The organism is Actinoplanes sp. NPDC024001, assembly GCF_040638955.1.
Lineage (GTDB): Bacteria > Actinomycetota > Actinomycetes > Mycobacteriales > Micromonosporaceae > Actinoplanes.
The window spans coordinates 1-12,777 of record NZ_JBEZZB010000232.1 but is presented as its reverse complement, the minus strand read 5'-3'; the positions used below and the strand labels follow the sequence as shown (position 1 = coordinate 12,777).

Annotated in this window: 13 protein-coding genes; 7 read left to right on the top strand and 6 right to left on the bottom strand. The window is 72.2% G+C overall.

Annotated features, from left to right (window positions below; genetic code table 11):
• Positions 1-245: 245 nt before the first annotated feature.
• From AB0F81_RS46990 to AB0F81_RS46970, 5 genes are read right to left on the bottom strand one after another with little or no spacing between them, the layout of a single operon-like run.
• The gene (locus AB0F81_RS46990; protein ID WP_360210189.1) at positions 246-1,076 is read right to left on the bottom strand and encodes an oxygenase MpaB family protein; all 831 of its coding nucleotides are present in this window, start codon (positions 1,074-1,076) and stop codon (positions 246-248) included.
• Entirely contained in the window at positions 1,069-2,127 is a 1,059-nt protein-coding gene (locus AB0F81_RS46985) for an NAD(P)-dependent alcohol dehydrogenase (protein WP_360210187.1), read from the bottom strand. Before AB0F81_RS46985 ends, AB0F81_RS46990 begins: the two co-directional genes overlap by 8 nt.
• The gene (locus tag AB0F81_RS46980; protein ID WP_360210185.1) at positions 2,127-2,585 is read right to left on the bottom strand and encodes a DUF4334 domain-containing protein; all 459 of its coding nucleotides are present in this window, start codon (positions 2,583-2,585) and stop codon (positions 2,127-2,129) included. The genes AB0F81_RS46985 and AB0F81_RS46980 overlap by 1 nt, the downstream gene beginning before the upstream one ends.
• Positions 2,586-2,607: 22 nt before the next feature.
• Entirely contained in the window at positions 2,608-3,150 is a 543-nt protein-coding gene (locus AB0F81_RS46975; protein WP_360210183.1) for a helix-turn-helix domain-containing protein, read from the bottom strand.
• A 9-nt stretch (positions 3,151-3,159) separates the two neighbouring features.
• Positions 3,160-3,879 (bottom strand): class I SAM-dependent methyltransferase, encoded by a 720-nt coding sequence (locus AB0F81_RS46970; protein ID WP_360210181.1) that lies wholly within the window; start codon positions 3,877-3,879, stop codon positions 3,160-3,162.
• 100 nt (positions 3,880-3,979) lie between these two features.
• Here AB0F81_RS46970 and AB0F81_RS46965 point away from each other — a divergent pair, with 100 nt between their 5' ends.
• Complete coding sequence (locus AB0F81_RS46965; RefSeq protein WP_360210179.1) at positions 3,980-4,171, top strand: CsbD family protein; 192 nt, start codon at positions 3,980-3,982, stop codon at positions 4,169-4,171.
• A gap of 42 nt (positions 4,172-4,213) precedes the next feature.
• Here the strand turns inward: AB0F81_RS46965 and AB0F81_RS46960 are convergent, their stop codons facing one another.
• Complete coding sequence (locus AB0F81_RS46960; RefSeq protein ID WP_360210177.1) at positions 4,214-5,554, bottom strand: lysine 2,3-aminomutase; 1,341 nt, start codon at positions 5,552-5,554, stop codon at positions 4,214-4,216.
• 129 nt (positions 5,555-5,683) lie between these two features.
• On the opposite strand from AB0F81_RS46960, the gene AB0F81_RS46955 reads away from it, so the two are divergent.
• The 6 genes from AB0F81_RS46955 (at position 5,684) to AB0F81_RS46930 (ending at position 12,262) form a co-directional block, all read left to right on the top strand.
• Positions 5,684-6,697, top strand: coding sequence for an L-erythro-3,5-diaminohexanoate dehydrogenase (locus tag AB0F81_RS46955; RefSeq protein WP_360210175.1), 1,014 nt, complete (start codon positions 5,684-5,686; stop codon positions 6,695-6,697).
• A gap of 5 nt (positions 6,698-6,702) precedes the next feature.
• Positions 6,703-8,244, top strand: a complete 1,542-nt coding sequence (locus tag AB0F81_RS46950) for an amidohydrolase family protein (protein ID WP_360210173.1) — start codon at positions 6,703-6,705, stop codon at positions 8,242-8,244.
• Between the two features lie 53 nt (positions 8,245-8,297).
• Positions 8,298-9,842 (top strand): lysine 5,6-aminomutase subunit alpha, encoded by a 1,545-nt coding sequence (locus AB0F81_RS46945; RefSeq protein ID WP_360210171.1) that lies wholly within the window; start codon positions 8,298-8,300, stop codon positions 9,840-9,842.
• Positions 9,839-10,570, top strand: coding sequence for an OAM dimerization domain-containing protein (locus AB0F81_RS46940; RefSeq protein ID WP_360210169.1), 732 nt, complete (start codon positions 9,839-9,841; stop codon positions 10,568-10,570). Before AB0F81_RS46945 ends, AB0F81_RS46940 begins: the two co-directional genes overlap by 4 nt.
• A gap of 85 nt (positions 10,571-10,655) precedes the next feature.
• Entirely contained in the window at positions 10,656-11,021 is a 366-nt protein-coding gene (locus AB0F81_RS46935; RefSeq protein ID WP_360210167.1) for a hotdog domain-containing protein, read from the top strand.
• Positions 11,018-12,262, top strand: coding sequence for a glutamate mutase L (locus AB0F81_RS46930; RefSeq protein ID WP_360210165.1), 1,245 nt, complete (start codon positions 11,018-11,020; stop codon positions 12,260-12,262). Before AB0F81_RS46935 ends, AB0F81_RS46930 begins: the two co-directional genes overlap by 4 nt.
• The last annotated feature ends 515 nt before the right edge of the window (positions 12,263-12,777 follow it).

Sequence of the window (12,777 nt, the reverse complement as noted above, 5' to 3'; positions counted from 1 at the left end):
CCCGGATCGCCCTCGTGCTCGCCGAGCCGATGACGATCGCGGACCTCGAGCTGACCGTCGGCGGCTGCGTGGCTGGGTGCGGTGGCTGGGTGCGGCGGCTAGGTGGCTGGGTGCGGCGGCTGGGTGCGGCGGCTGGGTGGCTGGGTGCGGTGGTTGGGTGGCTGGGCGCGGCGGCTGGGCGCGGCGGCTGGTGGCTGGTCGGTCGGAAGCCGACCCCGGAGCGCGGAGGGCCGACGCTGCCCGGGTCAGGCGGCGGGCCGCGAGCCCGCCCCGGGTGACCCCCGCGAACGCCGGCGGGCCAGGCGCTTACGGTAGTCGCGCAGGTAGAGATCCCTCGGCGCGTGACGAACCCGCCCCGGCAGCCGCGGATACACCGCCGAGGCCCCGTCGAGGCACCGGTCCAGCAGTTTCTGCCGCCGCGGTGACCACGGATAACCGAAACCGGCCCGGATCGGCTCGGGCAGCAGCCCGATGGTCACGAACCGGTTCAGCGGCACCGCCGGCCGCAGGGCGACCGGCAGACCTTCCGGCCAGAGCAGCGTGTTGGCGAGGCGCCGCCCGGTGTCCCCGACCTCGAGCGTGGCGATCATGCGGTCCCAGTACCGCGCGAACGTCGCCCGGTCGGCCGGCCACGCCGATTCGGGGCAGCCGATCGCGGTGGCCAGCACGCTGTACTGCCGGTAGCAGACGTCGGCCTCGGCCGCCGGCAGCGGCCCGAGAACACGCTGGTAGAGCAGCATCGCGGTGTCGAACAGGGTGGCGTTCACCCACACCTGCAGGTCCGGGTCGTCGGCCTGGTAGCCGGGCCCGGTGACCCGGGCGTGCATGGCGGCGACGGCCCGGCTGATGGTCTGCGCCTCGTCGCGGGTGCCGTAGAGCACGCCGTAGACGTAGGTCATCGTGGTGCGCAGCCGGTCGAGGGGGCGCTCGGCGAACGAGCTGTGGTCGAACACGCCCTGGGCCACGCCGGGGTGGGCGATCTGCAGCAGGGTGGCCCGCCCGCCGCCGGCCAGCAGTAGCCCCTCTGCGGCCACCCGGCGGATGACCGCGGAGTCGTCGAAGAGGCCTTCATCCATGGATGTCACCGTAAACGAGCACGGGCTTGACCACCCGGCCCGCCGCGGCGTCCCGCGCCGCCGTCTCGATCTCGCTGAACGGGTACTCGGTGATGATCTTCTCGATCGGCAGCAGGCCGCGCCGGTGCAGGTCGATCAGCCGGGGCAGGAACGACGAGGGTACGGCGTCGCCCTCGATGACGCCACGGATGCGGATGCCGTTGGTCATCACGGTCATGATGTCGATCTCGGCCGTCCCGCCGATGCCTACCAGCGCGAGCGTCCCCTGGCGGCGCAGCGCCCGCACGGTCCGGTCGATGACCTCGCCGCGCCCGGTGGTGTCGACGGCGTAGTCCGCGCGGATCCCGGCGAGTTCCGGCAGGGCCTGCGCGGCGCCGAACGACAGGGCCAGCTCGCGGCGCGCCGCCACCGGGTCGACCGCGATCACCGTGCAGCCGCGGGCTACGGCCGCCATCACCGCGCTCAGGCCGACGCTGCCGGCGCCGACGATCAGCACGGTCGCGCCCGGCCCCGGGTCGAGGACGCTGAGCACGGTGCCGGCGCCGGTCTGCACCCCGCAGCCGAGCGGCGCGGCGAGCACCGGCGAGAGGTCGGCGGGAATCTTGACGGTGTTGCTCTCGTACGCCACCGCGTACGTCGCGAAGCTCGACTGCCCGAAGAAGTTGCCGTAGACCACCGTCCCGTCCCGCGACAGCGGGCTGCTCCCGTCGGCCCGGGTGCCGCGCGAGTTCAGCGCGCTGCGCAGGCAGTACGCCGGATGCCCGCCCCGGCACTGCGGGCAGTCCCCGCAGCTGCGGTAGCTGAGGCAGACCGTGTCGCCGGGCGCGACCCCGGTGACCCCGTCGCCGACCGCCTCGACCACGCCGGCGCCCTCGTGCCCGAAGACCATCGGCAGCAGCGGCCAGGAACGCCGCATGATCAGGTCGGTGTGGCAGATGCCCGCCGCGGCGATGCGCACCAGGATCTCGCCGGCCCGCGGCGGCTCGATCTCGACGTCGTGCAGGGTGAACGGCCCACCGGCGGACTCGATCAGCGCCGCGACCGCCCGCATCAGTCGCGCTCGAGGTAGAAGTAGTAGAACCGGTCGCCGTCGCGCACACCCTTGCCGTTCATCACGCCCAGCAGGGTGCGCTCGTCGACCCGTTTGAAGTGGTCGAGGACCGGCTTGCCGTCGTAGACCATGGTGGCTGTCGCCTCGCCGCGGAACTCCACCGTCCACAGCGACGCGCCGCCGCCGGCCAGTTCGCTGTTCACGTAGAGCGCGCCGCCGGCGTCGCGGCAGACCAGCGGGGCGACGTCGGTGAGCGAGGTGAACGTCTTGCCGTACCAGCCGATCTTCTCGAGGGTGCCCTCGAAGCGGTGGCCGGTGACGAACTCACCGCCTTTCCAGGTGCCCAGGATCTCGGTGGGGCGGACGGTGGGGAGGGCCGCCCAGATCTCGTCGAGCTCGTCGGTGGTCACCTTGCCGCCGGTGCGGCGGATCTCAGCGATGCGGTCACGGGCATCCATCTGACAAGACTTACAAAAAATGTCAGCGAATACCAGCAGCCATCTCCGTCAATTGCCGCAGCAGCCGCAGCGCCTCGGCCCGGTCGTCGAGTTGCATCGCGATGCCCTTCGCCCCGTAGAACAGCACGCGGGCCGTGTCGTCCGGCGCCTCGCCGAGCACCGACCGCAGCGCGTCCACCATGGTCTGCTCGAAGGCGGCCCAGTGGTCGCCGGCCCGGGCCCGGGTCTCGTCGATCAGCTCGGCGTCGAACCGGGCGCCGTCCCGGCCGCGGCGCGGCAGGTGCATCTCCACCACCACGGCGAGCACGGCCGCCAGCCGCTCGGCCGTCTCCCCGGGTTCGCCGGCCTCGGCGCGCGCCCGGCGGGCCAGGCCGTCGAGTCCCCACCGGGCGGCCTCCCGGAAGATCTCCTCCTTGTTGCGGTAGTACTGGTACAGCGCGGGCCGGGACACCTCCGCCGCCTGGGCGATGGTGTCCATCGAGGTCCGGCGGTATCCGTACCGGGTGAAGCAGGCGATCGCGGCCCGCATGAAGCGGTCCCGCCGCGCCTCCGAGAGCTCTGGCACGGCACCACCCTAAAGCGACGCGCGGGTGCACTCCGTGACGTAGGGCAGCTCGTAGGCGCCCTTGCCGAGCAGCGCCGGGTGGGTCGCCATCAGCTGACGGACCTGGGCGAGCACCGCGGCCCGCTCGTCGGCCGGCAGCAGGATGATCCGGCTGCGCGAGGCCACCAGGTCGAGCAGCTCGTCCGGTTTGACGCTGTACGTCCAGGCGAAGGTCTCCGACGAGGCCGGCCCGAACGGCGCGGTGATCCGGTCGCCCCGGTCGGTCTCCGCGCTGCCGATGATCGCGCCGAGCCGGCGCACCCAGTCCTCGCGCTCGTCGCGCAGGTTCCAGATCAGGCCGAGCCGGCCGCCGGGGGTCAGCACGCGGCAGATCTCCGGCAGCGCCCGGGCGGCGTCGACCCAGTGCCAGGCCTGGGCGACCAGCACGACGTCCACCGAGTGGTCGGGCAGCGGGATGCTTTCCGCGGTGCCCAGGTGGGCGGGCACCTCCGGCAGGACCCGGCGCAGCTCGCCGAGCATCCCCGGGGACGGATCCACGGCGACCACGTCGAGGCCGCGGGCGCGCACCTGCCGGGTGAGCTTGCCGGTGCCGGCGCCCAGGTCCAGCACGCGCGGTTCGCCGGCGGGCAGCAGCCAGTCGAGGGCCTCTTCGGGGTACGGCGGGCGACCGCGCTCGTAGGCGTCCGCGGCCGCACCGAAGGACGACGCGTGTTCATTCACAGTGATCATCGTATCGGGCCGCTTCGGCCGCATCTCGTTTCAAAGCGGTGCCGAACGGGCACTTGATCTTTCGTAGCCGAGAAATCAGCGCCCACGAAGGAGGCTGAAGATGAGCATCACCGACAAGGTCAAGAACAAGGCCGAGGAGTTCGCCGGCAAGACGAAGCAGGCGGTCGGCGAGGCGACCGACAACGAGCGCCTCTACGCCGAGGGCCAGGCCCAGGAGACCGAGGCGCACGCCAAGCAGGCGGGCGAGCACGTCAAGGACGCCGGTCGCGACGTCCGCGACGCGTTCAGCTGATCGACACGAAAGGGGCCCGGCGGATTCCGCCGGGCCCCTTTCTCATGCGCCCGCTTCCTGCTTGCGCCACCAGTCCTGGCCGGACTGCGGCAGCGTGTCGATCGGGTCGTAGTACGCGTACTGCTTGCCGATCGCCTCGGTGTCGTCGGCCTCGATCGAGGTCCGGTAGTTCTTCGTCCAGTACGAGATGCCGTGCTCCCGGTCGTAGTCGGCGACCATGTGCACCCAGCGCTTGCCGACGAACGGGACGTCGCAGACGATCCGGGGCGTCGCGTAACCCGGCAGGTAGCCCATCATGTCGTGCTGCAGCTGCTGGGCGTGCCAGACCGGGACCCGCCAGTGCTCCGCGTTCGGGATCATGTCGCACATGTAGAAGTAGTAGGGCAGGATGCCGGCCTCGCCCTGCAGCGCGAAACAGAGATCCAGCAGGTCGCCGGTGGTGGCATTGACACCCCGCATCAGCACACCCTGGTTGCGCACGTCACGCACGCCGACTTCGAGCAGGGTACGCACCGCGCGGGCGACCAGTGGCGTCAGCGAGTTCACGTGGTTGACGTGGGTGTGCACGGCGAGGTTCACGCCCCGCCGCTCGGCGGTGACCGCCACCCGGTGCATGCCCTCGACCACGTCGTCCTGCAGCCAGTGCTGCGGCAGGCCCATCAGGGCCTTGGTGGCGAGCCGGATGTCCCGCACGGTCGGCACCGCGAGCAGCCCCATCAGGTAGGCCTCGAGCTGCTTCCACGGCACGTTGGCCACGTCGCCGCCGGAGACGACCACGTCGCGTACGCCGGGGTGGTTCTTCAAGTAGTCGAGGTGGGCCGCGTAGCGGTCCACCGGCTTCTGGAGCAGCTTGAGTTTCGCGACCGCCGGCGTGCTGTTGCCGACCAGGTCCATCCGGGTGCAGTGCCCGCAGTACTGCGGGCAGGTGGCCAGCAGCTCGGCCAGGACCTTGGTGGGGTAGCGGTGGGTGAGCCCCTCGGCCACCCACATGTCGTGCTCGTGCAGCGAGTCGCGGCTGGCGTTCGGGTGCGACGGCCAGTCGGTGCGGCGGTCGGAGGCGACCGGAAGCATGTAGTTGCGCACCGGGTCGGCCAGGAACGACGCCGTGTCGGGCGCCCGGTCGGGGACCATGGTGTTGAGCATCTGCGGCGGGATCAGCATCGACATGGTGGCCAGCTGCTGCTGGTCGGCTTCCAGGTCGGCGTAGAAGCTCTCGTCGAGCAGGTCGCCCATGACGGCGCGCAGCTGCTTGACGTTCTTCACGCAGTTGACCCGCTGCCACTGCGCGGACTGCCACTGGGCGGCGGTGACGTCCCGCCAGCCGGGGAACCGGGTCCAATCCGGCTCGATCAGCTCACGCCGCTGGTACTCGTAGGGCTGCACCGGTCCTCCTCAGATAGCTTGTGGCTTCGATCAACGTACTGGAGAATCTCCGGTCTAGAAACTCTGGATGCGAAAGATTTACGGTAGGACCGCGATCAGCGGGAGATGTTTCGAACGAGGGAGTGGGGAATGGCGGGGTCCGTGGGCCTGACGAGGGTGCTGGAACCGGCCGGGGTGCTGCCGCAGGCCGCCTGGCGGCTCGACGCCTCGCCGGAGATCGGCCCGGACGAGGTGCGGATCCGCGTGCAGCGGCTCAACCTCGACGCTGCGAGCTATCGGCAGCTGGCGAGCAAGCATGAGGGCGACGGCGCCGCGATCCGCGCCGAGGTGCTCGACATCGTCGAGACCCGCGGCAAGATGCACAACCCGGTCACCGGCTCCGGCGGCATGCTGATCGGCGTCGTCGACGAGGTGGGCCCGGAGTCGCCGCTGCCGGTCAAACCGGGCGACCGGGTGGCCACCCTGGTCTCGCTGACGCTGACCCCGCTGCGGATCACCGACGGCCTGGCCTCCTGGGACGGGCTCAGCGAGCAGGTCCCGGCCGAGGGCACCGCGATCCTGTTCGGCCGCTCGATCGTCGGCGTGCTGCCCGACGACCTGCCCGCCGAGCTGGCCCTGGCGGTCTACGACGTGTGCGGGGCGCCGGCGCTGGTCGACCGGGTCGTTCGCCAGTATCAGGACCCGACGGTGCTCGTGCTGGGTGGGGCCGGCAAGAGCGGCTCGCTGTCACTCGCCGCCGCGAGACGTGCGGGTGCCCGTACCAAAGCGGTGGTCGTCTCCGCGGCGGAGCGCGACTCGCTGCTGGCAGCAGGCCTGGCTGACGAGATCGCGATCGCTGACGCGCGTGACCCGGTCGCGGTCGCGCAGGCGGCGGGGACCGCGGACATCACCGTGGTCTGCGTGGACGTGCCGGGCTGCGAGCACGGCGCGATCCTGGCCACCGCGCCCGGCGGCACCGTGATCTTCTTCTCCATGGCGACCAGCTTCCCGGCCGCCGCGCTGGGCGCGGAGGGCCTGGCCGCGGACGTGACGATGCTGGTCGGCAACGGGTACGTGCCGGGCCACGCCGACTTCGCGGTGGGCCTGCTGCGCGAGGTGCCCGCGGTGCGTGCGTTGTTCGAAGCCCGGATCGCGGCAGACTGAGCCGCATGAGTGAAACTCAGCCCTCGGTCCGCTATCTGAACGGCCGCTTCTACTCGCCCGCCGACCCCCGCGCCACCGCCATGGTCACCCGCGGCGACAAGATCGCCTGGCTGGGCCCGACCGCCGACGCCCCCGCCGCCGACCACACCATCGACCTGGACGGCGGGCTGGTCACGCCCGCCTTCGTGGACGCGCACCTGCACGCCACCGACACCGGCCTGGCCTTCGACGGCCTGGACCTGTCCGGGGTGCGCTCGGCGCGGGAACTGCTGGACGCGGTCGCCGCGTTCGCGCGGACCCGGCCGGCCGACGGCGTCGTGCACGGGCACGGCTGGGACGAGTCGACCTGGGCCGAGCAGACCCCGCCGTCCGCGGCCGAGCTGGAACGGGCCGGAGGCGGCCGCCGGGTCTACCTGTCGCAGGCCTCGGTGCACTCCGCGCTCGCCTCCGCGTCGCTGCTGCCGGCCGCGGTCGGCGTCGACGGCTACGACGAGTCCGGCTGGGTCCGTGAGCAGGCCCACCACGCGGTCCGGGCGGTCGCGCTCGGCTCGCTGACCCCGCGGCAGCGGGAGACCGCCCAGCGCACCGCACTGTCGCGGGCCGCGTCGATGGGCATCGCCGCGGTGCACGAGTGCGGTGGCCCGGGCACCTCCAGCGAGGCCGACTTCACCTCGGTGCTCCAGCTCTCCGGGCAGGGGCTGCCGCAGGTGTTCGGCTACTGGGGTGAGCTCGGCGGCGCGGAGCGGGCACGTGACCTGCGCGCGCACGGAGCGGCCGGAGACCTGTACGCGGACGGCGCGCTCGGCTCGCGGACCGCCTCGGTGCGCTCGGCGTACCTGGACGGCGACCACGGCTGCGGTGAGGCGTTCCTGACCGCCGAGCAGGCCGCGGCGCACATCCTCGACTGCGTGCGCGTCGGCTTCCAGGCCGGCTTCCACGCGATCGGCGACGCCGCGATCGAGACCGTCCTGGAGGGTTTCGCGCTCGCGGCCAAGCAGGTCGGCGTCGACCGGATGCGCGAGGGCCACCACCGGATCGAGCACGTCGAGCTGATCGACAGGGCGATGATCGCCCGGATGGTCGAGTTCGGCGTGATCGCCTCGGTGCAGCCGGTCTTCGACGCGCTCTGGGGCGGCCCGGACCGCATGTACGCCCAGCGGCTCGGCGTCGAGCGCGCCATGGCCAGCAACCCGATCGGCCAGATGCACGCGACCGGGGTGGCCCTGGCGTTCGGCTCCGACTCGCCGGTCACCGCGCTGGACCCGTGGGCGATCGTGCTGGCGGCGGCCGCGCCCCGCAACCCGGTCTACCGGATGACGGTGCGCTCGGCGTTCGCGGCGAGCACCCGCGGCGGCTGGCGGGCCGCCGGCGTCGGGGACACCGGCACGCTGGCGCCGGGCGCCTCGGCGACCTTCGCGGTGTGGGCGACGCCGGGCGGCCTGCAGGACGGCCTGCCCGCCCTGCTGCCGGACCCGGAGACCGGGACGCCGCCACGGCCGATCTGCCGGCGCACCGTGCTGCACGGCGACACGATCTTCGAAGAGTGACATGCCCGGCCGGCGACGGAGCCGGCCGGGCCGGGACAAGGAGCACACCAACGTTGGCCGGGAAACTACATCTCGATCCCCAAGTCGTGGCACGCGCCAGACAGCTCGCGGAGCGGGCGGGCCGGCCCGTCGTCGACCTGGCGCGCTCGCACACCACCGTCTCGGTGGAACGTGCGGTGCTGCGCCTGGCCGGCGTGCGGGGCGCCGACGCGGACGGCATCCCGTGGGTGAACCGTCTGGTGGACGCGGTTCGTGAGGACGTCGGGCTGGGGCACGGGGTGGCCGTACCGGTCTTCCACGCGCTCACCTCCTCGGGCATCGAGGACCTGACCGTGCTGGCGCAGAAGGCGGCGGCGGGCGCGGTCCGGTTCGCGATGCCCGAGCGCAAGGGCGAGGTCACGGCGGCCCGGCGGGCCGCTTCCCGGGCGGCCCGCGCCGGCCTCAAGCTGGTCGACCGGCGGCGGGCCGAGCGCGACCGCATGATCAAGAGGTACGGCGATCCGCAGCAGCGCCCGTGGATCTACCTGATCGTCGCCACCGGGGACATCTACGAGGACATCCCCCAGGCGCAAGCGGCGGCCCGGGCCGGCGCGGACGTGATCGCGGTGATCCGGTCCACCGGCCAGTCGCTGCTGGACTACGTGCCGGAGGGCGCCACCCGGGAGGGGTTCGCCGGCACCTACGCCACCCAGGAGAACTTCCGGCTGATGCGGGCGGCCCTGGACGAGACGTCGAAGGAGCTGGGCCGCTACATCCGGCTCACCAACTACGCGTCCGGGCTGTGCATGCCGGAGATCGCCGCGCTGGCCGGGATGGAACGCCTGGACATGATGCTCAACGACTCGATGTACGGCATCCTGTTCCGCGACATCAACCCGATCCGCACCTTCGTCGACCAGCGGTTCTCCCGGCAGGTGCACGCCCGCGCCGGGATCATCATCAACACCGGCGAGGACAACTACCTGACCACCGCCGACGCGGTCGAGGCCGCGCACACGGTGACGGTGTCGCAGCTGCTCAACGAGTACTTCGCGCACGAGGCCGGGCTCGCGGACTGGCAGCTCGGGCTGGGCCACGCCTTCGAGATCAACCCGGATCTGCCGGACTCGTTCCGCCTGGAGCTGGCGCACGCGCTGCTGGCCCGCGAGCTGTTCCCGGACGCGCCGCTGAAGTGGATGCCGCCGACCAAGCACATGACCGGGGACGTGTTCCGGGGCAACCTGCTGGACGGCTTCTTCAACCTGGCCGGGGCGCTGACCGGCCAGGGCATCCTGCTGGTCGGCATGATGACCGAGGCGGTGGTGACGCCGTGGCTCTCCGACCGCGACATCGCCCTGCAGAACGTCCGCTACGTGCTCAACGGCGCGGGCAACCTGCACGAGGACTTCACCCCCGGCGAGTTCATCCGGGGCCGGGCGAACCAGGTGCTCACCGAGGCGATCGACCTGCTCGAGAAGATCGTCGACGACACCCTGCTGAACGCCATCGCGGACGGCACCTTCGGGATCATGAAGCGGCCCGCCGATCGCGGCAAGGGTCTGGACGGCGTCGCGAAGCACGAGGACGACTACTACAACCCTGTCGTGGAGGCGTTGTGATCATCCGGCCCTACGGGGACGCCACCGGGGACGGGATGGTGCAGCTCTCCTTCACCCTGCCGATCCCGCACGACAAGCGCGCCGAGGGCGCCGCGATCCAGCTCGCCGGCAAGATGGGCATGGACCCGGCGATGCTCGTGCACGCCAAGCAGATGGGCGACGGCTTCACCTTCTTCGTCGTCTACGGCAAGGTGAACCACCTCGTCGACACCGACAAGGTGCAGGTCGTCGAGCGCGACTTCCCGCTGCTCAGCGCCAAGGAGGTGAACGCGGCCGTCAAACGGCGGCTGCGGCGGCGGCTCAACGTGGTGGGCGCCTGCATCGGCACCGACGCGCACACCGTGGGCATCGACGCGATCCTCAACCTCAAGGGCATCGCGGGGGAGAAGGGCCTGGAGTACTACTCCGAGCTGTCGGTGACCAACATGGGCGCCCAGGTGTCCGTGCCCGACCTGGTGGAGACCGCCCGGGAGAAGAAGGCCGACGCGGTGCTGGTCTCCCAGGTGGTGACCCAGCGCGACGCGCACCTGCTGAACACGCGGGCCATGTCGGCGGCCTTCCGCGAGGCGATGCCGGCCGGCAAGCGGCCGCTGCTGATCGTCGGCGGGCCCCGCTTCGACGAGCTGATGGCCGCCGACCTCGGCGTCGACCGGATCTTCAGCCGCGGCACCACCCCCAGGGAGGTCGCCTCCTACCTTGTCCACGCGTTGATTGGCAGACCGGCATGATCGCCTGCACCGAGCGGCACCCGGCCGCACCGGCCTACGGCGCCGGAGGCGAGGGCCAGAAGAGCATGCCAAGAAAGGCACAGCAATGATCACCGTTACGCACCGTCGCTACGTGCCCTACTCACACGCCCACTACGCCGGGAACCTGGTCGACGGGGCGTACTCGCTCGGCCTGTTCGGCGACGTCGCGACGGAGGTGTGCATCCGGCTGGACGGGGACGAGGGGCTGTTTGCCTCCTACGACGACGTGCAGTTCAAGGCGCCGGTCCGGGCCGGGGACGTCCTGGAGGTCACGGCGAGGGTGGTGAAGATGGGCACCCGGTCGCGGAAGATCGAGTTCGCGGTGACGGTGGTGTGCCGGGGGACCGAGGGGTCGGCGGCGCAGGTTCTCGCCGAGCCGATCGTGGCGACCACCGCGGTGGGGACGGTCGTCGTGCCCGCCAAGTCGTGAGTAGTGCCGTCTGCGTCGACGTCGGCTCGACGTACACGAAAGCTGCCAAGATCGACCTCAGCGAAGCGCGACTGATCAGCCGGGCCGAGGTGCCCACCACGTCCGGGACGGACGTGCTGCACGGCCTGGACGCGGCGATCGCCGCCGTCGGCGGCGCAGACGAGCTCTACGTCTGCTCGTCCGCCGGCGGCGGCCTGCGTCTCGCCGTGATCGGGTACGAGGCGCTGGTCACCGCCGAGGCCGGCCACCGGGTCGGCCTCTCCGCCGGGGCGCAGGTGGTGCACGTCGCCTGCGGTCCGCTGACCGGCCCGGATCTGACCGCGCTGCGCGCCGCCCGCCCCGACGTGCTGCTGCTGGTCGGCGGCACCGACGGCGGCGACGCGGAGGTGCTGCTGCACAACGCCCGCCGGCTCGGCAGGGCCCGCATCCGGATCCCGGTCGTGCTGGCCGGCAACGCCGGCGCCAGGGAAGAGGCGCTCGATCTTCTCGGCGGCGTTCCCGTGCATCCTGCGGCCAACGTGTTGCCTCGCATCGGCGTGCTCGACCCGGTGCCGGCCCGCGCGGCGATCCGCGAGGTGTTCCTGCGGCACGTGATCGGCGGGAAACGGCTCTCCCGGGGCCGGCGCTTCGCCTCGCTGGTGCGGGCCGCCACCCCGGACGCGGTCCTTGCCGGGGTGGAGCTGCTCGCCGACCTGACCGGCACCGGCGTTCTGGTGGTCGACGTGGGCGGGGCGACGACCGACGTCTACTCGGCCCTGGTGCCGGACGCCGAGGCGGAGACCGGGCCGCGGCGCGACGTGGCGGGGACGCTGTGGCGCGCGCGCACCGTCGAGGGCGACCTGGGCGTGGCCGTGGGAGCGGACGGGACGCGGGCGGCGGCCGCGGCCGAGAAGCTGCCTCCGCCCGGAAACGATGTCGAGCTGGCGGCCGCGGCGGCGGTCGTCGCGCTGCGCCGGCACGCCCGCGGGCATTCTCCCGGACCGGGCCGGCCGCGCACCGGCGGGCGCGATCTTCGTGACGTCCGGCTCGTCGTCGGCTCCGGCGGCGTGCTCCGGCACAGTGACGGCCATCACGTTCTGGATACCTTGCTGGCCGACCTGGGCGGTGGGTGGGCGCCGCCGGAACGTGCCAAGACTGTGGTGGACGAGCAGTACGTGCTCGCGGCGGCCGGGCTGCTCGCAGTCGATCATCCGCAGGTCGCGGCGGGTCTGCTCGGTAACTCGATCCGGTACGGGTCATGACACGCCGATGAACGCGACACGCCGGAGCACAGAACTCCCGGTTGACAGGACGCCGGTGTCGGGACGTACCGTCTTCAGGTCGTGTTCACGGCAAGCGGTCGTGATCCGCTTCGCTCCTCCGCCCACTGGCCGCAGTCCTCGCTGGGGTCGCGCGTTCAGCCAGGTCCAGGGGGTGGAGGTGCGCGGGGCGGCGCGGACCGGGCCGCGTTCAGGTGGTCCCCCCGGGGTCCGATCATGGCCAGTAGACAACGGCACGGCGCGGGCATCCGGCGCGCGGCGAGTCGGTCCGAAGGTCATCGTGAGGTCACCGGAACCACCGGCCGGGAACAGACGGAAGCACCCGAGGGGCGTGGCCGAACCGTGGCCGCGCCCCTCCGTCGTCGCAGGCCAGGTGGGGGTAGCCTGCGACCCGTGGAAATGACGATGCCGCCGCCCGCCCTCACCGACCCCGGCACTCCCGCCGCGCCGCTCCCGCGGCCGCTGCGCCTGCCGGTGGCCGTGGCGCTGGCGGTGGC